The sequence below is a fragment of the Streptomyces sp. 8N706 genome (assembly GCF_052245415.1).
Classification (GTDB): Bacteria; Actinomycetota; Actinomycetes; order Streptomycetales; family Streptomycetaceae; genus Streptomyces.
In genome coordinates this window covers 1-21,601 of sequence record NZ_JBQQBW010000020.1, presented here as the reverse complement: position 1 = coordinate 21,601, position 21,601 = coordinate 1, and the positions used below count along the sequence as shown (strand labels likewise).

Here is a 21,601-nt window from a genome sequence, read left to right as displayed (position 1 = left end):
GTGCACCACCGGTCACGGCACCGAGCAGGACGCCGACCCCCATACTTCCACCTACCGCGGTCATGCCATGCATGAGACCCTGCAGGGCACCTTGGTGCGTTCCGGTGATGAGCCACATCGCGGCGGCAATGAGCCATACGGAGCCGAAGATGATCGCCGGCACAAGTCCGATGCGCACGCCGAGCCGAACACCTCGACGGACCACCTGTCCGACCGCCACGCGTCCCCCTGAGACTTGGCCCCTGCGTGCCCTGACCATCACAGCAGAAGTCAAGGTACGTCACGCATGGTGGGCCTCCCGCGGTAGGAGGCCGTTTGACGACAGGCCTTAGAGCGACCCCGAAGGCATCAGCCACTGGGTCGCCTGGCCCGTGGCCCCGGAAATCGTCTCGAAGTCCCGGTCGTAGTGGAGCAGGGTGAGGCCCTGGAGCTCGGCGGTCGCGGCGACGACGAGATCGACAGGCCCGGCGGAGCGGTGGCGGCCCAGAGCAGTCAACTCCCGCTGCACTGCCCAGGCCCTGGTGTAAGCCCGGTCGTCCACGGGGACCCAGCCGAACAGTGCCCTGAGGTCCTCGACGATCTCCTCGCGGTCCTCCGCGGAGCGCGCGCTGTAGAGGAATTCGAGCTCGGTGACGGGACACACGGCGATGAGGGCCTCGGAGAGGGGTTTCTCCCACTGGTCGCGCGCCGGTTGCTTCAGGACTCGCACGAGTGCGCTGGTGTCGATCAGGTAGCGCGCCGCGTTCACCGGCGGTAGGTCTTCTTGTCGAGCAGTTCGTCGAACTCTCCCGCGTCGGCCCTGGCCGCCAGTCCGGCGAGAGCCAGAGCCCTGCGCTTGGCGGCCAGTATTTCTCGCAGCGCGGTGTTGACCGTGTCCTTCTTCGTGGTGGTACCCAGTACCTCGGCGGCGTCGGCCAGCAGCTGCTCATCCACGTCGATCAAGGTCTTGGTCACACGCACCTCCTGGATATCCATTCCAGTTTTGAGGATATCCGCAAAGCCGTGCCGCAGGCCAGTCAGGGACGGCGGGACGGGAATGCCCCCATACGCGGCAGGTCCCCGCACCGTGAGCGTGCCCATGCTGGTGAGGTCGGCGGCCTATCGGCCATTCGACCCATGGCTCCTCCTGAGGATCCCGTCGCACCCCGCCCGTCGGCGGGGTTTCGGGGATCCTGGGGGACTGCAAAAGATCGAGCAACATCGGATTCGTACAAGAAGAACTACGGCCATTGGCCGATCCGACAGTTGAATCAGCAAGCGCCGACCGCTCCCCACGGGAGAGGGTGCAGGGCGGCATCAGCGCCTGCGGCGCGCCCCGGCCGAGTGCTCGCGGACCAGTTGCTCGACGACGGCGAGGTCCTGGGCGGCCAGCGCGTCGAGCAGCGCGGTGTGCTCGGCCGCGTCGGCCGGCAGATCTGCCGTGCGGACGATCGAACCGTCCCCCACCGGTCCCTGCGCCCGGCGGTGCAGTTCGTCGCCCACCAGGGCGAGTTGGCGGTTGCCGGTCAGGGAGAGCAGGGCGTGGTGGAAGGCGCGGTCGGACTCGGCGTAGCCGACGCGGTCACCGCGCGCCGCGGCGGCGACGGTCTCGGCCGCGAGCGGACGCAGCCCCTCCCAGATCTCCGGCGGTGTCGTACGGGCCAGCGCGAGCATGACCGGCACCTCCAGCAGGGCCCGGACCTCGGCGAGCTCGGCGAGGTCGCGCGCGCTGCGCCGGGCCACCCGGAAACCGCGGTTGGGGACGGTCTCGACGGCGCCCTCGGCGACGAGCTGCTGCATCGCCTCCCGTACGGGGGTCGCCGACACACCGAACCGCTCGGCGAGGGCGGGCGCGGAGTACACCTCGCCGGGGACCAGCTCGCCACTCACCAGCGCGCCGCGCAGCGCGTCGAGGACCTGACCGCGTACGGAGTGGCGCTGCGGGAGCCGGCGCGGCGGGGAGCACCCCGGCGCCGGGGGCTCACTGTGACCGTGCTCACCCCGGGCCGCCTGCCTCCCGGCGGGTCCCCCGGGCGCACGGACGGGTGAACCCGCCCTGGGCAGCGGGAATTCCGGCTCCGCCGCGCGCTCACGCAGGCGCGGCGCGGCGGCCTCGGCTCCGGCCTGCTCCATAAGGGTCCTCCTGACGTTTCCGAGAACCATAGGCGGGACGGGGCCACGGTCACACCTCGTTGAGATCGGGTAAGGTAAGGCTTACCTGCTAACGATCGCGATTCGGTGGTCCCCGCATGTCCGTCGCACCGGCTGTACCGGCCCTTGCCTCCTCCCCCGTCGCCACGGCCTACGCCCGGCTGGCCGAGGTGTTCCCCGGGCTGCGCGTGACCGAGGAGCCACCACGCTCCGGCGGCGGCTGGGTCACGGCCACCGAGCTCGCCGCCGGCGGACCGGCCCTCGACACCTTCCTCGCCTGGGACGACACCCAGGTCCGCCGGGACTACGGACAGCGGGCCCGCCCCGATGTCGTCGCCGGCTTCGGGCTGCACCGGTACGCCTGGCCGGCCTGTCTTCTGTTCACCGTGCCCTGGTTCCTGCTCCGCCGCGTGCCCCGGGTGCCGGTGGGCCAGGTGTCCTACCAGCGCACCGCGGGCCGGATGACCGTCCGGGTCCGGGACTTCGCCTGTCTGCCGGACGACCCGGCGGCCGCACTGCCGAACGCCCGGGTCGTGCCCGACGAGGCGGCCCTGCGCGCGGAGGTGCGCGAAGCGGTGGCCGAGCACCTGGCTCCGGTGCTCGACGGCTTCCGGCCGCGGATGCGCCGCGGCCGGCGGGCCCTGTGGGCCATGGCGACCGATGAGATCGTCGAAGGCCTGTGGTACGTCGGCCATCTCCTCGGCGAGGAGCCACGGGCGATGAGCGAGCTGGAGCGGCTGCTGCCCGGCTCCACCCTGCCGTACACCGGGGGTTCGGCGTTCCGGAAGCTGACCGGCCCGTGCGGCGAGGCGCTGACGACCCGTGACCGGGCGAGCTGCTGCCTCTTCTACACGCTGCGGCCCGAGGACACCTGCGTGACGTGCCCGCGCACCTGTGACGCGGATCGTGTCGCCCGGCTCACCGCAAGCTGACGGGATCCGAAGCACTCGTCCGGGGCTCGCTCTCGAACGTAACACCCCTTCTCCGTAAGGGAGTTCGAGCTGTTTCGCCCTATCCGTATGCCACGGGCCTCCATTGGCGCCCTCTTGGCCCGAAACCTCTTGGGGCAAGGGCGGATTCCGCCAAGATGGCGCCGATACGTGCCGCACGGCACGGGAGTGGCGGGAGCGAGGCAAGGGGCCCCTGATGAGAATGACCGACATATCGCTGAGCTGGCTGCTTCCGGGCGCGCTGCTGCTCGTCGGCATGCTGGGGGCGGTGGTGGTCGTCACCCGCGGCCGGCTCGCCGGCAAGGACAGCACGGCGCCGGCCGACAGCTGGGAGCGCAGCGAGGAGCGCCGCCGCCGCAAGGAGGCGGTGTACGGCACCGCCTCCTACGTCCTGCTGTTCTGCTGCGCGGCCGTCGCCGCCGCGCTCTCCTTCCACGGGCTGGTCGGCTTCGGGCAGGAGAACCTCAATCTCTCCGGCGGCTGGGAGTACCTCGTCCCGTTCGGGCTCGACGGCGCGGCGATGTTCTGCTCCGTCCTCGCCGTCCGCGAGGCGAGCCACGGCGACGCGGCGCTCGGCTCCCGGCTGCTGGTGTGGACGTTCGCGGGTGCCGCCGCCTGGTTCAACTGGGTGCACGCGCCCCGCGGTATCGACCATGCGGGCGCCCCGCACTTCTTCGCCGGGATGTCCCTGTCCGCGGCGGTCCTCTTCGACCGGGCGCTGAAGCAGACGCGCAGGGCGGCACTGCGCGAGCAGGGACTCGTACCGCGGCCGCTGCCGCAGATCCGTATCGTCCGCTGGCTGCGGGCCCCCCGGGAGACCTTCGGTGCCTGGTCGCTGATGCTGCTGGAGGGGGTACGGACCCTGGACGAGGCGGTGGAGGAGGTCCGCGAGGACCGTCGGCAGAAGGAGGAGAACCGCAGGCGGCGGCGCGAGCAGGAGAAGCGGGAGCGGGCGCACTACCGGGCGATCAGCCGGCAGCAGCGGCTGAGCATCCGGAGCCGCGGCGGACGCCAGGTGGAGGCGCGGGGCACGGCCGCGGCCGCCCCTCAGATCGCGGAACCTGCCATAGTCGAGCAGGTGACGCTGCCCGTGCACTCACGTCCGTCCCTGCAGGCCATGAACGGCGGTGAGGGCGAGGCCGGCGGCCGTTCCGCCCGCCCGCGGACGGTCGATCTCACCGCCGAGGACGACACCCTGGCGCTCCCCCGGCTCGACTCCCTGGAGCGGAAACTCAAGGACCTCGAGCAGCAGTTCGGCTGAGTCGGACCGACGGACCTCATCGGGCGGTGCGGGGCGAAGTGGGCCACCACGAGGCAACGCCCGGCACCGCCGGGAGAACGGTGCCGGGCATCAGGGGAGGACGGTCGCCGCGGTCCCCCGCGGCGCAACAGTCGACACGGTGGGACATTCCGTGGCGGGCGAGCGGGCATTCCACTCGGGCACGTGTTCCACCCGTACGGCGCAGCGTCCCGCCGCCGGGCCGTCAGGGTCGGGGAATGTTCCGCAGGTTGGAGCGGGCCATCTGCGCCATCCGGCCGACCCCGCCCTCGAGCACGATCTTGCTGGCCGAGACCGCGAAGCCCGCCACCATCTCCGCGCTGATCTTCGGCGGGATGGAGAGTGCGTTCGGATCCGTGACGATGTCCACCAGCGCCGGGCCCTTGTGCTTGAAGGCATCCCTGAGCGCGCCGTGGAGCTGCTTCGGTTTCTCGACACGGATGCCGTACGCCCCCGCGGCGTTCGCCACCCCGGCGAAGTCCGGATTGCGGTTGCCGGTGCCGTACGCGGGGAGGCCGGCCACCATCATCTCCAGCTCCACCATGCTGAGCGCGGAGTTGTTGAACAGTACGACCTTCACCGGCAGGTCGTACTGCACCAGGGTGAGGAAGTCGCCCATCAGCATCGAGAACCCGCCGTCGCCCGCCATCGCGATGACCTGGCGCCTGCGGTCGAGGAACTGCGCGCCGATCGCCTGCGGCAGGGCGTTGGCCATCGAGCCGTGGGTGAAGGAACCGATCACCCGACGGGTGCCGTTGGGGGTGAGATAGCGCGCCGCCCAGACGTTGTTCATCCCCGTGTCCACGGTGAAGACCGCGTCCGGGGCGGCCTCGTCGTCCAGCACCGAGGCCACGTACTCGGGATGGATCGGGACGTGCTTCTCCACCTTGCGGGTGTAGGCCTTGACGACCCCTTCGAGTGCGTCGGCATGCTTCTTGAGCATCCTGTCGAGGAACCTGCGGTCCGTCTTCACCGTCACCTTCGGGGTGAGACTGCGCAGCGTCTCCCGGACGTCGCCCCAGACCGCGAGGTCGAGCTGGGAACGCCGGCCGAGATGCTCGGGCCGCACGTCCACCTGCACGATCTTCTTGTCCGTCGGCAGGAAGGCGTTGTAGGGGAAGTCGGTGCCCAGCAGCATCAGCAGATCGCACTCGTTGGTGGCCTCGTACGCCGCCCCGTAGCCCAGCAGCCCGCTCATCCCGACGTCGTACGGGTTGTCGAACTGGATCCACTCCTTGCCACGCAGTGCGTGGCCCACCGGGGACTTCACCCGCTCCGCGAACCGCATGACCTCGGCGTGGGCACCGGCCGTCCCGCTGCCGCAGAACAGCGTGACGGTCTTCGCGTCGTCCACCATCCGGGCCAGCTCGTCGATCTCCGCGTCACCGGGGCGTACGGTCGGCCGCGAGGTGACCAGGGCGTGCTCGATCGGCCTGTCCGGGGCCTGCCGGCCGGCGATGTCACCGGGGAGGGAGAGCACGCTGACGCCGCTGCGCCCGATCGCGTGCTGGACCGCCGTCTGCACCACACGGGGCATCTGTTGGACGTTGGAGATCAGCTCGCAGTAGTGGCTGCAGTCGCGGAAGAGGTGGTCGGGGTGGGTCTCCTGGAAGTAACTCGTGCCGATCTCGGTACTGGGGATGTGCGAGGCGATGGCGAGCACGGGAGCCATCGAACGGTGCGCGTCGTAGAGACCGTTGATGAGGTGCAGGTTTCCCGGGCCGCTGGACCCGGCGCAGGCGGCGAGCCTGCCGGTGAGCTGAGCCTCGGCACCGGCGGCGAAGGCCGCGGTCTCCTCGTGGCGGACCTGGATCCAGTCGACGGCGGGGTGCCGGCGGACGGCGTCCACGACCGGGTTGAGGCTGTCACCGACGATGCCGTAGAGCCTGCGCACCCCGGCTCTCGCGAGGATGTCGACGAGTTGCTCCGCCACAGTCTGCTTGGCCATGTCTGCGCACACCCTTCGCGTCCGGTCGGGGGTCCTCGTCCAGCCCTCGTCCCATCAATGCACGGGCGGAGCGGTTACGCCTCCCAGACGGCGGCAGCCGTGCGATCGTCGCCGTACCCCTGGGCCCGCAGCTGGAGGTCGGCGAGGAAGGCCGGCAGGCCGGGCGGGCAGTCCGGAGCCCACCGTTCGGCCAGCAGCCCGGCGAGCGCGGGCTCACCGCGCAGCGGAGCGGCCAGACCCGCGCTGCAGAGCAGGAGGGTGTCCCCCGGGCAGGCGACGGAGGCCCGGAAACGGAACGGCTCCGCAGCCGGTGCGGGCTCTCCCGGGGCCGGTCCGCCGGACGGCGGTGAGGCCACCACGCCCAGATCGACGGTGAGCCGGTCCCCGGCGTCGGGCTGCTCGGGCGCGGCGGATCCGTAGCCGACGACGGGGCCGCCGCGGGTGTCCGCCTCCCGTACGGCGGGCTCGATGTCCTGCCAGGCGCCTTCCCGCAGCCGGAACAGCCCGCCCTCGCCCACCCCGAAGAACACCCGGACACGGCACGCGGGGTCGGCCGGGAGCAGCAGACAGCGCAGGGTCGCGCTGTAGTCGGCCGGGGCGAGCCCCAACTCGCCGGCGCGGGCGCGGAGGCGGCCGTACGACCGGTCGGTGAGCCGGTGCAGCCCCGCCTTCAGGGCGCCGCGCCGCCCGGCCCGTATGTCCTCGGCGAGCCGGGCGTGACTGCGGCCGACGGCGGCACCGATCCAGCGGCAGGCGTCGCCCGCGGCTCGGTGCGCGCCCTCGGCGGCCCGGGTACCCGTGGCGACGGCGACCAGCAGCAGCGCCCGGTCACCGCTCCCGAACCGGGCGGTGAGCAGGGCGTCGCGGCGGGGCTCACCGCGATGGCGGGCGGACTGACCCCGGGTGGAGACGGCCCGCAGCGCGAGGGAGCCGTACCGGGCGCCGTCGAGCACGGTGTCCGGTACGAGGTCGTCGAGATCACCCGGATCGGCCGCAGGCAGCGCCGTGGGCTCGTCCGCGTACACCGACGCCGGCTCATCGTCGTCAGGACCGCGCCCGGGCGGTGAGGGCCGGGCGGGCGCCGAGGGCCGGGCAGGCGACGGCTCATCCGGGGCCTGCCGCGATCGGGCGGAGGGCAGGGGTCCATGCAGTGGTGGCTCCGGCCGGGCGGAGTGCGGGGGCCCGTGCGGTGGTGACTCCGGCCCGGCGGTCGGCCACGACTCGTCCGGTGACGGACGCGGTCCGGCGGACGGCGGGGGCGAGGGGAATCGCTCCTGTCCGGGCCGGGGCCGGCCGGCGTCGCCGGCCGGAGCCCTGCCGCCCGGTGGCGGCCAGGTCGGTTCCGGCCACTCCTCGGGGGCCGGTCCGGCAGGCTTGCCGGCATCGGGCAACGACGGGGAGCCCTGCCACCACTCGCCCTCCTCCGCGGCACGCTGCGGGAGATCCGCGGAACCGGCCGCGTACGGGCCGCGCTCCGAGGGGTCCGGCACGGGGCCGCCCGGCGGCGAGCCGACCGTGCGGGACGCCGAGTCGAAGCGGTCGTCCAGCGAGTCCCCGGCGGGAGCGGGGCCCGTATCCGGTGGATCCTCGTCGTACAACTCCCGCCACCAGTCGTCCTCGTGGCCGTACCGCTCCCCGGGCTGACTCATCCCTCAATTGTCCACGTGCACGCCCGTTCGGGAAGGCAACTTGGCACAGACCCCGGTCGGGCCCGCCTTCGTGACCCCCTGACGGCCGCCCGGCATTCGTACGCGGCCGGGTGTCCGGCGACGACAGCCCGGCAGCCGCGCGGGGGCGGGCCGGGACCCGGTGCGGCAGTCGGCCCAGCCGGCCTTGCCGACCCGGCCCGCTCCGGCCCCGCGCTCCCGCTGACCTGCTGCGACCCAGGTCAGCAGGCCACCGCCACCGCGGAGGGCACCACCGGGAAGCGCACCGGCGTGGCTTCCGGCACTCTGGGCCCATGGGGACCTGGCAGCTGGTCGCGGTCGGGCTGCTGATGCTGCTCGGCCTGCTGGGCGTGCTGGTCCCCGGGGCACCGGGGCCGCCGGTCGTCTGGTCGGGAGTGCTGTGGTGGTCGCTCACCGAGAAGACGGCCGTTGCCTGGTGGCTGCTGATGGGAGCGACAGCCCTGCTGCTGCTCAACCAGACGCTCAAGTTGCTGCTCCCCGCCCGTCATATGAAGGACTCCGGGGTGCCCTGGCGCACCCTCTACATCGGCGGCACCGCGGGGGTCGCCGGCTTCTTCGTGGTGCCGGTGCTGGGCGCACCCCTCGGTTTCGTGGCCGGCGTCTACGGTGCCGAACGCATCCGGCTCGGCAGCCATGGCGCCGCATGGGCCTCGACCCGTACGGCGATGCGGGCGATCGGCCTGGGCGTACTGATCGAACTCTTCGCCTGCCTGCTGGTGGTGGGCGCCTGGACGGGTGCCGTCATCTCCGGCTGAGCCCCCGGCCGCGGGCGGGAGCTGCCGTGCGGGGCCGGGCTCGCTCCCCCGGGGCGCGCACGCCGGAGCCCGGAGGCTGAGAACCCGTACACCTCGGGCTGGTTCCCTCGTAGTCCCTCGTAGGCCCCTCGCACGATGCGGTCGGGGAGACAGCGGTGTCACGCTGGACTCATGACCGAATTCAGCGAAGCCGAGCGCGCCTACCTGCGGACCCAGCGCATCGGGCGGCTCGCCACCGTCGACCCGAAGGGGCAGCCGCAGGCCAATCCCGTGGGGTTCTTCCCGCAGGACGACGGCACGATCCTGATCGGCGGATACTCCCTCGGCACCTCCAAGAAGTGGCGCAATCTGCAGTCGAACCCCAAGGTCGCCCTGGTCGTCGACGATATCGCCGGCATCGACCCCTGGGTGGTGCGCGGGGTGGACATCCGGGGCGACGCCGAGCTTCTCACCGAGCCGCACGACCTCGGCGCGTTCGTGAGCGAGCAGGTCATCAGGATCCACCCGCGCAAGATCCTCAGCTGGGGCCTCGACGCGGCGTGACAGCGGCTACAACGCCGGCGCCCCTTCGAGAGCGAGCAGCGTCCGCTTACGGTCGAGGCCGCCCGCGTAGCCGGTGAGCGTCCCGTCGGCCCCGATGACACGGTGGCAGGGGCGGACGATCAGCAGCGGGTTCGCCCCGATGGCCCCGCCGATCGCCCGGACGGCGGCACGCGGGGCCCCGATCCGCGCGGCGATGCTGCCGTAGCTGGTGGTGGTGCCGTACGGGACGGAGTCGAGCGCCGCCCACCCCCGCTCGCGGAAAGGGGTACCCCGAGCGCTGAGCTCCAGCTCGAAGGAGCGGAGTTGACCGGCGAAGTAGGCCTTCAGCTGCCGCTCGGCCTCCGCGAACGCGGCAGGCTCGCGCCGCCGGTCCGGGCCGGGCCCGGCGCCGCCCTTCTGCCCCGGCACGGTCAGCGAAGCGAGTGCGGTGCCGCCGGGCGCGGTGACCGACTCCTCACCGGTCAGCAGCAGTTCACCGAGCGGGCTGTCCAGTGTGGTGTAGAGCGTCATGGTCCATCGGTCTCCGTGGTCGGGGCGGCGGCGAGCAGCAGATGGTGCAGGGCGTAGGAGCGCCAGGGCCGCCAGCTCTCGGCGGCGCGGGGATCCACCCCGCCGCGGCGGTCGGGCCCGGACGCTCCGGGCAGCCCGTACGGCGCGGGTGGCCCGTACGGTCCAGGTGGCTCGTACGGTCCAGGTGGCTCGTACGGTCCAGGTGGCCCGTACGGCTGGGGTGACCCGGACGGCTCGGATGCTACGGCGATCCCGTGCGGCACCAGGACATCCGGGTCGCCGAGCGCCCGCATCCTGATGAGCGCCGCTGTCGCCGCGCCGATCCCGGGCAGGGCGAGCAGGGACTGTTCGGCGGCGTCGCGGTCCGCCCCCGGGTCGAGCCGGATGCTACGGTCCGCGAGCGCGGCGGCGAGAGTACGCAGCGCGCGGCGGCGGGGGCCGGACACTCCGAGCTCGTCGAGGGGCGCCCCGGCGAGCTGCTCGGCCCGGGGGAAGAGATGGGTGAGCCCTCCGTCGGGAGCGGCGAGCGGCTTTCCGTACGACTCGACGAGCGCGCCCGTGGCCCGCCTCCCTTCCCCGTCCGGCCACGGCCGCTCCCCGAGCACCGTCCGTACGGCCATCTCGTGCGGATCGGCAGCCCCCGGTGACCGCAGTCCCGGGCGCGCCCGTACGAGCGGCCCGAGGACGGGGTCGCCGCCGAGGCGCTCGGTGACGGCGTAGGGGTCGGCGTCGAGATCGAACAGCCGCCGCAGCCGCTGCACGGCTGTGGTGAGGTCGCGCGGATCGCCCAGCTGGAGCCGGCACTCCAGCCAGCCCCCGTCGGCGGACGGCCCGCGGGAGGCGTCCCGCGGCGCGTCGTCCTCCGATCGGCGTCGTACGGCGTCCCTGCTGCCGCCCGCCCGGTCCGAGCCGGCGGTCCGGCGGCCGGACCGCCGGTCCCCCGGTCCGGCCCGCTCGGCGACTTCGGCGATGCCGACGCCGTGCGGGAGGGCGAGCGTACGGCGGTAGAGGCGGTTTCCGGGCTCGCCCAGCATCTCCTCGACGCCCGGGACCGTCCGCGCGGACAGAAATTCGAAGATCTCCCGCGCGGCATAGGGCCCGCGGTGGGCGAGCCGCAGCGGGATACCCAGCTGGGCGGCGTGGTCGGCCGCCGCCCGAGCGCGCCGCTCGGCGGCGGGTCCGCCACCCGCACACGGCGATGCCCGGCCGGGCGCGGGAGCGGGCCCGTGGCCCCCGTACGACTCGGCCCCGGCCTGCTCGGTGGCAGGTCCGCCACCGGCGGACGGCCCCACCCGGGACTCCGCGGGGGCGGGCGCGCTGCCCCCGTACGGCTTCGTCCTGAGCGGTGTCGTGCCGCGTGCGGGGGCGCGGCCGGACGCCTTCCTCAGCCGGCTGGGGGAGGCCGCGTAGATGTCGCGGATCGTTTCGTTGAACTGCCGGACGCTGGCGAAGCCCGCAGCGAAGGCGATCTCCGTGACCGGGAGGTCGGTGGTCTCGAGCAGCACGCGGGCGGTGTGGGCCCGCTGGGCGCGTGCCAGGGCAATCGGCCCCGCGCCCAGCTCGGCCGTGAGCTGCCTCTTAAGCTGGTGGGCGCTGTAACCGAGCCGTACGGCCAGACCCGCCACCCCCTCGCGGTCGACGACGCCGTCGCCGATGAGCCGTACGGCGCGCCCGACCAGGTCGGCTCGTACGTTCCACTCGGCGGAGCCCGGCACCGCGTCCGGGCGGCACCGCCGGCAGGCCCGGAAGCCGGAGCGCTGTGCGGCGGCCGCCGTGGGGAAGAAGCGAACGTTCCGACGCTTCGGGGTCACCGCGGGGCAGCTCGGACGGCAGTAGATGCCGGTGGTCGCCACGGCGAAGAAGAACTCCCCGTCGAAGCGGGCATCGCGGCCGCGCACCGCCTCGTACCTGGTGTCCTCGTCCATCACCCCTCCAGTCTCCGGCATCACGGGACCGGCGACCGGCGGAAATCGGACGCGACGTTCTCCGGCGCTGGCGGCTGCGAGCTCCGACCATGACATCGCGCTGAGGACGGCGGTTCGATCCGCCGGCGCCGCGGTGGCCACGCCACACGCCAGCCACCGCGGCCCGGGCGCATCACCCGCCCCCCAGCAGCCCGGTCAGGCGGGTGTGGGCACCGTCCCCGTCCGGTATCGCGACGAGGTGTGCATCGAACCTCCCGGCTCGGACAGGTGGCGATGGGTCAGACGGAACCAACCGGCCAGCAGTAGCGGGTAGACGACGTATCCGAAGCGCGTGGCGGGAGCCAGGCACATGGCGAGGCCCAGTCCCAGGGCCAGCCGGTCCGCGGCCGCGATGACGGTCCTCGGCGGGTGTACGAGCACGGTGATGCCCATCGCGAGGGCCGCGGCGGCCAGCGCCGCCAGAGCGAGCGCCGAGCCACCGGGAACGTAAGTGGCCAGCAGGTGTCCCGGCAGCGGGCTCGCCGACGGGGAGGGGGCGTCGCCCTCACCCAGCGGGAAGAGGACGAGGTGCTCGACGAAGGCGTGGGGGTGGGCCGCAAGGACCGGCATCACGGCCAGGACAAGCACGGCGGCGGCCGCTCCGGCGCTGCGCAAGGCGCACCGCCCGCCCCGGGTCGCCGCCACCAGGACCAGGACCACTGGCAGCAGTGGCCAGGCCGTCCACTTCAGCGCAGCCGCGGCGCCCACGGCCAGCCCCGCGCGCCCCGCCGAGCCCCGGCAGGCGAGCGCCAGGCCCAAGCACATCAGGCCGATCACCGGCAGGTCGATACCGCCGACCGCCAGGGGCAGGGCTACCGCCGGAAAAGCGGCGAGCCTCAGCAGGCCATGGCTTCGGGCCGAGGATCGCGGCCGCCGGGGACCCTCGATACGGGCCGCGGCGGCCATGGATACCAGGAAGACCGCGGCGAACCACGGGCGCGCATCGGTGAGTGCTCCGTCACCCCAGAGCGCATACGGCACGCCGAAGATCGCCATGCCGGGCAGGTAGGGGTTGTAGTCCTCGAGGCCCAGGGGAACTTCGACATACGGGCTCCCCGCCTCCAGCAGCAGCTCACCGGAGCGCTCGACGACGTCGACCTCAAGTTGTGCCGCTCCCTGGGCCACGAGGAGGAACAAGGGCGCTGCGACCGATCCGGCGACGGCCGCGAACGCGCTTGCACTGTCCCAGGAGCGAGGCCGTCGGTACGCCAGGAGCGCGGCAACGCCGTATCCGACAGCCGCCGTCGCCCCCCACACCCGGTGCGGGCCGAGTGTCGAGACGATGGCCAGGAGGAGCGCGAACGTCGAGCACGCGGTCCAACCGATGGCCGCCCACCGTGGCGATGTGCGCCTCACCGGCGACCGGCGCCGCCGAGTGATGGCGTCCACAGCCGATGCCGCTTCGAGCAGCCCCTGTCCATTCATGCGATCCCCCCACGCGTCGTGACACTCAGCAGTCTGCGAAGGGAGATACACGGGGTCGTCAAACGTGGCTGCGATGACCGGGGTCAACCACTGGTATGAGAGGAGGACCCGGTATCAACCCCTGCGGTGACGTGAGCAGGACTCGTTTGGGCGAACAATTGAGAGCATGCGTCCCCCATGGCTCCGCTCGCCCGCCTACCCGTACGTCAGTGGTGTGGCACTGGTGTGCATTGCTGCCTCCGAGGTCATCAGCACCCGGATCACCTCCGCGACGGTCCTGGCCACCCTCCCCGTCGTGGTCGTCCCCGTTGTGTGGCGCCACAGGTATCCGTGGCTCGGCCTGATCGTCGTCGCGGCCGCGCTGCTGAACTTCCTCTTCCGCTCCGAACTGCTGCTTTCTGTGGCCGTCGCAGGGATCGTCGGCATGTATGGGCTGGCCCGTCACCGCGTGATGCACCCCGTACTCCTCGCGGCCGCCGGGGTCGTCGGGTCCTTGCTGGTCAACGTCGGGCACATCGCCCTCGGCGTGTACGACCTCGGTGGCAGCGCACCCGCCATCGGCTCCGACGGATCGCTGTCGTACTTCACCGAGGCGTTCGTGGTGTCGGTCGCGGTCGTAGCGACAGTCTGTTCGGGCGACGCGGTGCGCAGCCGCGAGGAGTCACGGCGCGAGCGGGAAGCCGCGCAGCGGCAGTTGATCGCCATGGAGCGTCGGCAGGCGGTGGAGGCGGAGCGGGTTGCCATAGCGCGTGAGCTGCACGACATCGTGGCCCATGCGGTGTCGGTGATGGCCGTTCAGGCCGAGAGCGCCACGTACACCACACCCGGCCTGTCCCCGCAGGCCCGTGAGAGCTTTCAGCAGATCGCCGGCTCCGCCCGCTCGGCCCTGACCGAGCTGCGACATCTGCTCAACGTCCTGCGCAAGGACGCGAACGAGGAAGCCTCGGTCGCGCCGCAGCCCACGCTGGGCTCACTTGACGATCTTCTGGAAACACACCGTTCCACCGGCGGAAAGGTGGAATTGCGCACCGAGGGGCCCCGCCCCGCCCTGTCGTCGTCCGTGGAGCTGTCCGTCTACCGCATTGTCCAGGAGGCGCTGACCAACGCCCGCCGCCACGCGCCGGGCGCATGTGTGGTCGTGGACCTCGCCTACCGGCAGGACCGGGTCGGCCTGCGGATTCTCGACGACGGCCCGGGCCCAGCCGGCGCGGCGAACGGAACGGGACACGGTCTGGGGGGCATGCGGGAACGCGCGACCGTGCTCGGCGGCCGGCTGACCAGCGGGCCCGGCCCGGACGGCGGTTTTCTCATCGAGGCGGATCTCCCGGTGCAGGCAACGCCGTCCGGCTTGGCAGATCATGCTGGTGAGCAACGTCCGCCGCGTCGGGCGCCTGACGATGCGCGAGAGGTGTAGCCAAGTGACGATACGGGCCATCGTGGCCGACGACCAGGCAGTGGTGCGGGCCGGTTTCGCGAACCTGCTGTCAACGCAGGACGACATCGAGGTGGTGGGCGAGGCGGCCGACGGCGAGGAGGCCATCAGGCTCGCGGCCGAACACCGCCCCGACGTAGCCCTATTGGACATCCGTATGCCCAAGCTCGACGGAATTCAGGCTGCCCGCACCATCCTCGCCGAGGCCGACGGCGCCACCAAGGCCCTGATGCTCACTACCTTCGATCTGGACAAGTACGTCTTCGACGCGCTCGCCGCAGGAGCCAGCGGCTTCCTCCTCAAGGACGCCACCTTCCCCGAACTGCTCGACGCGGTACGGGTGGTCGCCGAGGGAAAAGCGATGCTGGCCCCCGAGATCACCAAGCGACTTATAGCGGAGTTCGCCCATCAGCGACGACACCACGTGCCCGTCCCCGATATCACGCAACTCACGCCCCGCGAGGTGGAGGTCCTGATCCTCATCGCACAGGGCCTGTCCAATGCCGAGATCACGGAACGGCTCACCATCACGGATCACACGGTCAAGACGCACATCAACCGCCTTTTTGCAAAGATGAATCTGCGCGACCGCGCCCAAGCGGTGATCGCGGCCTACGAACTGGGCCTGGTGACCCCCGGATCCGGAACCTCACCACCGTATTCCCATGAGTCCGCGCCGGCGCGGATAAAAGCTGCCGCCGAGGCTCTCCCTACGGTGGAACGTCAGATCGGACTCGCCTGCCGAAGAGCTCGGTGAGCTTCTGCTGAATACAACAGGCTCATGGGAACACTTCGGAGGGGAAACCATCCACCTCACGAAGAACTCCCGCAACCAGCTGTCGCGGCTGGCATGGTGCGGATCCTCAGCCGACCGTGTCCTGCCGTGCCAACCCATTTCTGCGGGCACGCGGGCCGGTCCGCCGTACACGACGCCGTCGAACGCGCCGGGCCGCACGCCGGACGGGAGTGTCAGCCCGCGGTCGCACGGTTCGTACTCCGGAGGTCTCAGCCGCGTGGTGGACGGTTCCCGCCAAACGGCGGAGTGTGATCGTTCCGCGGCGCGACGCGGCCCCCGCGGTCCCACGGGAGGCTGGTTCCCGTCCGGACACACCGGTCGAACGACCTCACTTCAGACGCCTGAGGGGCTGTCATGAGCCGTTTCACCTCTGCTCGTACCCGTGCCGCCGCGGTGGGAGCCGCACTGCTGATGGCCACCGTGGCCACCGGACCGGCGGTCGCCTCCGCGGACTCCGGTGACACCTCCTGGCCGCTGAAGGAGCCGAGCCTGACCGGGGCCGCGAAGCTCTACCGGTCCGCCGGGGACGACATCCACTTCTCCTTCGACGCCCACGGGAAGCCCGAGCACGCGCGCGGCACCTTCCGCTTCAGCCACTACCTGGGGGACCAGGGCGCCTTCGCCGAGGGAAGGATCGACTGCCTGATATCCGGCGGCAGGGTCGCGGTCGCCACCGGCATCGTCACCAGGAGCGATCTGCCGGGGACTGAAGGGCAAGCGGGTCGGTTTCACCGTCCACGACCAGGGCAGGAAGGACCGCCTCGGCTACAGCTGGGCCGCCACGGGTGACCCGCGCGAGGCGAAGGATCTGCCCAAGTGCGTGAGCTCCGCGCCGTACGAGAAGGTGGAGAGCGGGGACTTCACGGTCGTCCCGTGGCGGCCGGAGCTGTGAACCGATGAGCGGCGGGTCCAGTCTCTCCGGGCCGGGCCCGCGGTGAAGGGCGGCGGCCCATGGTGAGGGGCAGCGGTCCGCGGTGAGGGGCGGTGCCCCGTGGTAGGCGGCCTCGCCCCGTGGTGAGCGGCGGCCCGGCTCCCGGTCGGCCGGCCCGGCCTCTGAGGAGCGGCCCGGCCCGGCCTCAGTGGCGGCCTCGGGCCCGGTGTCCGTCCTCGCACTCCGCGGGCTCCGCCCCGCCCGCGCTCTCCCCGGGCTCGTGCCCGTTCGCACTGGGCTCCTGCCCGCCGTCGGCCTCCCCCGGCTCCCTCCCGCCCCCGCCGCGCTCGTCCCGTTGCCGCTTGAGGTGCAGACGCGAGCGCACATCCTCGAGAGGCAGGAACTGGGCCCACCGCTCGGGATACTCCGACGGCGGCTCCGTGTCCGGACCGTCCTCGGCCTCGTCCCATTCCCCGGCCTCGTCCCCGTCGTCCCCGTCGTCCCCGTCGTCCCCGTCGTCCCCGCGGGTGCGGACGGCGCGCTGGGCGGCGGCCGCTATCAGTTCCGCGGCCGCCGCCTCGCGCGCCCGGGCGTTCTCCTCGCGCGCCGCCGCCGTCGCGACCGATGGCCACACCCGGTCGAGCGCGGCGTTGACCGCGGCCCCGACCAGCACCGCGAAGGCGGAGACACCGATCCACAGCAGCACGGCGACGGGTGCCGCCAGCGAGCCGTAGATGGTCGGGCCCTCCACCGTGTTGATGAGGTAGATGCGGAGCAGGAAGCTGCCGATCACCCACATCGTCAGGGCGACGAGCGCACCCGGAATGTCCTCCTCCCACGGCGAACGGACCGGTACGGACACGTGGTAGAGCGTGGTCAGGAAAACCACCGAGAGCACGAGCACGACCGGCCAGTACAGGATGCGTACGAGCGCCCCGCTCCAGGGCAGCACGTCCATGACCGCGTCCGGGCCCGCCACCATCAACGGCAGCGCCACCGCTCCGATGACCAGCGCGACCACGTACAGCACAAACGCCAGCAGCCGGGTCTTGACGATCCCCCGCTTGCCGTCCAGCCCGTACATCACGGTGATCGTGTCGATGAAGACGTTCACCGCCCGGGAGCCGGACCAGAGGGCGAAGGCGAAGCCGAGCGAGATCACATCGGGCCGGCCGCCGCGGGTGACGTCGTTGAGCAGCGGCCGGGCGATCTCCTCCACACCCCGGTCGGACAGCACCGTGCCCGAGGCGGTGAGGATGTTCTGCCGGATGTTGTCGATCGTCTCGGTGCCGATCCAGGAGTCGAGGTAGCCGAGGAGGCCGATCAGGGCGAGCAACAGCGGCGGCAGCGACAGCAGGGTGAAGAAGGCCGCCTCGGCGGCCAGCCCGACGATGCGGTACTCCACGCAGGAGTTCACGGTGTCCTTGAGCAGCAGCCAGGCCACCTTGCGCTTCGGCACATGGGGGTAGAGCGCCCGGGCCCTGCGGAGGCGGCCCGTGGACCGCTTGGGGGATGACTCTGCTGCTGGCACCTCCTTAACGTATCTGTCATGGCAGCCTCGACACACACCGTGACCAACCAGGCTCCGCCCCTGGTCGGGTACGACGTTTTCGCCGCGGACCGGGCTCTCTCGGAGGGCGTGGCCCGCCACACCGGCGCCGAGCACCTCGAGGAGGTGCGGCGGGAGCTGAGCCAGCTCGGACGCGCGGCGGGCTCCTCCCAGGGACAGAAGTGGGGCACCCAGGCCAATGAGCATCCACCGGTGCTCCGGACGCACGACCGCTACGGCCGCCGCATCGACGAGGTGGAGTTCCACCCCGCCTGGAACCGGCTGCTCGGCCATGCCATCTCCTCAGGGCTGACCGACGCCTGGACGCGGCCGTACGGTCACCTGCGGCGCACCGCCGGGTTCCTCGTCTGGACCCAGACCGAGTCGGGGCACGGCTGCCCGGTGTCGATGACCCATGCCGCCGTCCCGGCGCTTCGGGCCGACCCCGAGCTGGCCGCCGTCTGGGAGCCCCGGCTGACCTCCCGGGTGTACGAGCCGGAGCTGCTGCCTCGGGACGAGAAACCGGGCGCGCTGTTCGGCATGGGCATGACGGAGAAGCAAGGGGGTTCGGACGTCAGGGCGAACACGACCCGCGCGGAGCCGCTGGACGCCGAGGGCGAGTACCTCCTCACCGGGCACAAGTGGTTCTGCTCGGCGCCCATGTCCGACGGCTTCCTCGTCCTGGCCCAGGCCTCGGCCGCCAGAGGCGGCAGCGGGGGCCTCACCTGCTTCCTCCTGCCCCGCGTCCTCCCCGACGGCATCCGCAACACGTTCCTGATCCAGCGGCTCAAGAACAAGCTCGGCAACCGCTCCAACGCCTCGGCCGAAGTGGAGTTCGACGGGACGACGTGGGCGCGCCGGGTCGGGGAGGAGGGCCGCGGTGTGGCCACCATCATCGGGATGGTCGCCGCGACCCGCCTGGACTGTGTGACGGGGTCGGCGGCACAGATGCGGCAGGCGGTCGCCCAGGCCGTGCACCACGCCGCGTACCGCAGTGCCTTCGGGGGCCCGCTCATCGACAAGCCGCTGATGCGCAACGTCCTGGCTGATCTGGCCCTGGAGTCGGAGGCCGCGACGACGCTGGCCCTGCGGCTGGCGGCGGCGTACGACGCGGCGGAGGGCGGCGACGAGGACGAGCGGAATCTGCTGCGGCTGGCGGTCCCGACCGCCAAGTTCTGGGTCACGAAGCGCTGCCCGCCGCTGGTGGCCGAGGCGCTGGAGTGCCTGGGCGGCAATGGCTATGTCGAGGACTGGGGGATGGCCCGGCTGCTGCGCGAGTCGCCGCTGAACTCCATCTGGGAGGGCGCCGGAAATGTCCAGGCACTCGACGTCCTCCGCGCCCTCCAGCGGGAACCGGCCGCGCTGAACGCCTTTCTCGTCGAGGTCGGCCGCGGACGGGGCGCCGATCACCGCCTGGACGCCGCGATCAAGGACGTGCTGACCGAACTCGCCGATCTGAACGGCATCGAGGCGCGGGCCCGGCGGCTCGTCGAGCGGATGGCGCTCACCCTGCAGGGCTCGCTGCTCCTGCGGTTCGCGCCGCCGGAGGTCGCCGACGCCTTCTGCGCCTCACGGCTCGGCCGCGACCGGGGAGGGGCCTTCGGCACGCTCCCGCACACCCTGGACCTGGCGTCGATCGTGGAGCGTGCGCGGGTACCGGTCTGAGGCCCGCGGGAACGCCCGTCCGAGCCGAGGGTGGTGCTGCGCCGACACGGCACCACCCTCGTCCGGGAACGCCACCTCAGCGGCACAGGGTGCGCATCCAGCGGCGTGCACATCACTCTGCGGCCAACGGACGGCCGCGGACAAACGTTGCGGCGCGTTGCACCAATAAAGCCAAGTACCTTCTGGACTACGGCTTTCAACGGCACCATGGGGGAAGGCCGGCCCATCGGACCAGTCGCTTTCGGAGACCGACACCGTGACCAAGGAACCGCTGGACGTGGCCCAGCTCGCGGCCGTGGACGCCCGCCAGGCCGCCCGTCTGCTCAGTGGAGTACGCGCGGCAGCACTGGCCGGGCTCCGGCCACCCGCCTCCCCTCGCCCGGTGATCGGCGAGTCCTGGAAGCGGACACTGCGGCTGGGCGTGGACCCCGAGCAGGGCGCGCGCACCCGGTTACTCGCACTGGACGAGATCGAGCAGCGGCGGCAGTCCTCACCGCTCTCCACCATCCTGCCGACCCTGCGCGAGGGCCTCGTCACGGTCGCCGACGCCGCCCAGCACATCATGGTCGTCACCGACGCCGACGGCACCGTGCTGTGGCGGGACGGCAACAAGGCGGTGCGGAGGAAGGCCGACGGGATCGGCTTCGAACCGGGAGCCTGCTGGGCCGAGGAGTCGGTCGGCACCAACGCCGTGGGCACCGCACTGGTGGCCCGCCGGCCGGTCCAGGTGTACTCCGCCGAGCACTACGTCCGCTCCCACCAGTCCTGGACCTGCGCCGCGGCGCCGCTGCACGATCCCCGGGACGGGCGACTGCTCGGCGTGGTCGACGTGAGCGGCCCCGCCGCCACGGTCCACCCCGCGACCATGGCCCTGGTCACCGCCGTGGCCCGGCTCGCCGAGGGCGAGCTCCGGGAACGCCATCTGACCTCGGTCGAACGCCTGCGCGCGGTGGCCGCACCGATGCTGTGCCGGATCGGGGGGCGGGCGGTCGTGGTCGACCGCAACGGCTGGACGGCGGCTGTCACGGGGATGCCCCCGGTGGACCGCGTGCCGCTGCCCAAGGTCTTCCGGCCGGGCCGGAACTGGCTCCCCTCGCTCGGCATGTGCACGGTGGAGCCGCTGCCCGACGGCTGGCTCGTACGGGTCGACGCGCCCGGATCGGACGGCCCGGAGCAGTGCCCGGAGTCGAGCCGGGTCGTGCTCGATCTGCGGCAGCCCCGGGGGTGGACGGTCTCCGTGGCGGGAGGAGCGGGCAGTTGGACCCAGGAGCTGACGCCGCGCCACGCGGAGCTGCTGTTCCTTCTCGCCCGGTGCCCGGAGGGTCGTACGGCGGCGCAGCTGGCCGGGGACCTGTTCGGCGACGCGACCCGGACGGTGACGGTGCGGGCCGAGATGTCCCGGGTCCGGCGGACGCTGGCGGGAGTGCTGGACCACCGGCCGTACCGCTTCGCCGACGGGGTGGGGGTGGAGCTCCTGGCTCCTGCACAGCCGTGCGACCTGCTTCCGCACTCGACCGCCCCGGCGGTACTGGCGGCGCGCTCGCCCGGCGGCTGAGCTCCGGGAGCCGTCCGCCCGGGCGTCGGCGCGGTCGGCAGTCGGTGCGCTCAGCCAGTGCTGCGACGGGGCGTCGGCGCGGTGAGGTACCAGCACCGTCGCCCGGGCATCGGTGCGGTCGGCGTCCGCGGGCTCAGGCGTCGTGGCGCGGACGGCGGCGGACGCAGCGGTAGCCGAGGTACGCCCCGGCCGCCGCCGTGAGGCCGCCACCCAGGGCCACCGCTACCGAGGTCTCGCGGTCGGCGCCGACGCCGGCCGCGGCTTCGGCGGCGTGGTCCGGGTCCGGTGCACCGCTGTGACCGGGCACAGCGGTCCCGGTACTGGGGAGCGGGGCCACGGCCGCGGCGCTGCGGCTTGGATCGGCCTCGGGGCTGCTGTCGGGTGCGGTTCCGGTGCCGCGCTCCGGGCCGCCTTCCGTCCTGCGGTCAGGTGTGGCTCCCGTGCCCGGGAGCGCGGCCCCGCCGCCGCGCGGCGGCACGACCCGGAAGCGGCCGCCGGTGATCGTTCTGCCGCCGCAGGTGGCGGAGACGGTGTGCACGCC

General features: G+C 72.5%; 17 protein-coding genes and 2 pseudogenes. 9 read left to right on the top strand and 10 right to left on the bottom strand.

Translation table 11 applies throughout. The annotated features are described in order from the left end of the window. Positions 1–328 precede the first annotated feature (328 nt). From ACTWQE_RS10580 to ACTWQE_RS10570, 3 genes are all read right to left on the bottom strand, one after another. On the bottom strand, positions 329–748 hold the full coding sequence (locus ACTWQE_RS10580; RefSeq protein WP_443328603.1) for a PIN domain nuclease: 420 nt from the start codon (positions 746–748) through the stop codon (positions 329–331). After that, on the bottom strand, positions 745–954 hold the full coding sequence (locus ACTWQE_RS10575; protein WP_443328602.1) for a type II toxin-antitoxin system VapB family antitoxin: 210 nt from the start codon (positions 952–954) through the stop codon (positions 745–747). Before ACTWQE_RS10575 ends, ACTWQE_RS10580 begins: the two co-directional genes overlap by 4 nt. A gap of 342 nt (positions 955–1,296) precedes the next feature. Next, positions 1,297–2,112, bottom strand: a complete 816-nt coding sequence (locus tag ACTWQE_RS10570; protein WP_443328601.1) for a GntR family transcriptional regulator — start codon at positions 2,110–2,112, stop codon at positions 1,297–1,299. A gap of 116 nt (positions 2,113–2,228) precedes the next feature. On the opposite strand from ACTWQE_RS10570, the gene ACTWQE_RS10565 reads away from it, so the two are divergent. Beyond that, positions 2,229–3,062, top strand: a complete 834-nt coding sequence (locus tag ACTWQE_RS10565) for a (2Fe-2S)-binding protein (RefSeq protein WP_443328600.1) — start codon at positions 2,229–2,231, stop codon at positions 3,060–3,062. A 214-nt stretch (positions 3,063–3,276) separates the two neighbouring features. Further along, a complete protein-coding gene (locus tag ACTWQE_RS10560) occupies positions 3,277–4,341 on the top strand; it encodes a DUF2637 domain-containing protein (RefSeq protein WP_443328599.1) in 1,065 nt (354 codons plus the stop codon). A 223-nt stretch (positions 4,342–4,564) separates the two neighbouring features. Here ACTWQE_RS10560 and ACTWQE_RS10555 read toward each other — a convergent pair whose 3' ends face one another. Beyond that, positions 4,565–6,307 carry a pyruvate dehydrogenase gene (locus tag ACTWQE_RS10555; protein ID WP_443328598.1) on the bottom strand — a complete coding sequence of 581 codons (1,743 nt, stop codon included), beginning with the start codon at positions 6,305–6,307 and terminating at the stop codon, positions 4,565–4,567. A gap of 74 nt (positions 6,308–6,381) precedes the next feature. Further along, positions 6,382–7,956 (bottom strand): protein phosphatase 2C domain-containing protein, encoded by a 1,575-nt coding sequence (locus tag ACTWQE_RS10550; protein WP_443328597.1) that lies wholly within the window; start codon positions 7,954–7,956, stop codon positions 6,382–6,384. Positions 7,957–8,267: 311 nt separating this feature from the next. Here ACTWQE_RS10550 and ACTWQE_RS10545 point away from each other — a divergent pair, with 311 nt between their 5' ends. Together ACTWQE_RS10545 and ACTWQE_RS10540 are read left to right on the top strand one after the other, a co-directional pair. Further along, a complete protein-coding gene (locus ACTWQE_RS10545; RefSeq protein ID WP_443328596.1) occupies positions 8,268–8,750 on the top strand; it encodes a DUF456 domain-containing protein in 483 nt (160 codons plus the stop codon). 171 nt (positions 8,751–8,921) lie between these two features. Then, positions 8,922–9,293, top strand: a complete 372-nt coding sequence (locus tag ACTWQE_RS10540; protein ID WP_443328595.1) for a PPOX class F420-dependent oxidoreductase — start codon at positions 8,922–8,924, stop codon at positions 9,291–9,293. Between the two features lie 6 nt (positions 9,294–9,299). Here ACTWQE_RS10540 and ACTWQE_RS10535 read toward each other — a convergent pair whose 3' ends face one another. The 3 genes from ACTWQE_RS10535 to ACTWQE_RS10525 all read right to left on the bottom strand — a co-directional run bounded on the left by ACTWQE_RS10535 (position 9,300) and on the right by ACTWQE_RS10525 (position 13,192). Continuing rightward, positions 9,300–9,803 (bottom strand): methylated-DNA--[protein]-cysteine S-methyltransferase, encoded by a 504-nt coding sequence (locus ACTWQE_RS10535; RefSeq protein WP_443328594.1) that lies wholly within the window; start codon positions 9,801–9,803, stop codon positions 9,300–9,302. Further along, positions 9,800–11,728, bottom strand: coding sequence for an AlkA N-terminal domain-containing protein (locus ACTWQE_RS10530; protein ID WP_443328593.1), 1,929 nt, complete (start codon positions 11,726–11,728; stop codon positions 9,800–9,802). Before ACTWQE_RS10530 ends, ACTWQE_RS10535 begins: the two co-directional genes overlap by 4 nt. A gap of 195 nt (positions 11,729–11,923) precedes the next feature. Then, positions 11,924–13,192, bottom strand: a complete 1,269-nt coding sequence (locus ACTWQE_RS10525; protein ID WP_443328592.1) for a glycosyltransferase 87 family protein — start codon at positions 13,190–13,192, stop codon at positions 11,924–11,926. 166 nt (positions 13,193–13,358) lie between these two features. Here ACTWQE_RS10525 and ACTWQE_RS10520 point away from each other — a divergent pair, with 166 nt between their 5' ends. The 3 genes and pseudogenes from ACTWQE_RS10520 (at position 13,359) to ACTWQE_RS10510 (ending at position 16,312) form a co-directional block, all read left to right on the top strand. Further along, the gene (locus ACTWQE_RS10520) at positions 13,359–14,606 is read left to right on the top strand and encodes a sensor histidine kinase (protein WP_443328591.1); all 1,248 of its coding nucleotides are present in this window, start codon (positions 13,359–13,361) and stop codon (positions 14,604–14,606) included. A 4-nt stretch (positions 14,607–14,610) separates the two neighbouring features. After that, entirely contained in the window at positions 14,611–15,381 is a 771-nt protein-coding gene (locus ACTWQE_RS10515; protein WP_443328590.1) for a response regulator, read from the top strand. 393 nt (positions 15,382–15,774) lie between these two features. Continuing rightward, a pseudogene (locus ACTWQE_RS10510) lies at positions 15,775–16,312 on the top strand (hypothetical protein). Between the two features lie 184 nt (positions 16,313–16,496). Here the strand turns inward: ACTWQE_RS10510 and ACTWQE_RS10505 are convergent. Continuing rightward, on the bottom strand, positions 16,497–17,822 hold the full coding sequence (locus tag ACTWQE_RS10505; RefSeq protein WP_443328589.1) for a YihY/virulence factor BrkB family protein: 1,326 nt from the start codon (positions 17,820–17,822) through the stop codon (positions 16,497–16,499). Positions 17,823–17,840: 18 nt separating this feature from the next. On the opposite strand from ACTWQE_RS10505, the gene ACTWQE_RS10500 reads away from it, so the two are divergent. Continuing rightward, the gene (locus ACTWQE_RS10500; RefSeq protein WP_443328588.1) at positions 17,841–19,505 is read left to right on the top strand and encodes an acyl-CoA dehydrogenase family protein; all 1,665 of its coding nucleotides are present in this window, start codon (positions 17,841–17,843) and stop codon (positions 19,503–19,505) included. A 256-nt stretch (positions 19,506–19,761) separates the two neighbouring features. Further along, a complete protein-coding gene (locus tag ACTWQE_RS10495; RefSeq protein WP_443328587.1) occupies positions 19,762–21,060 on the top strand; it encodes a GAF domain-containing protein in 1,299 nt (432 codons plus the stop codon). A gap of 133 nt (positions 21,061–21,193) precedes the next feature. Here the strand turns inward: ACTWQE_RS10495 and ACTWQE_RS10490 are convergent. After that, positions 21,194–21,601, bottom strand: a pseudogene (locus ACTWQE_RS10490) (hypothetical protein); the annotation flags it as partial.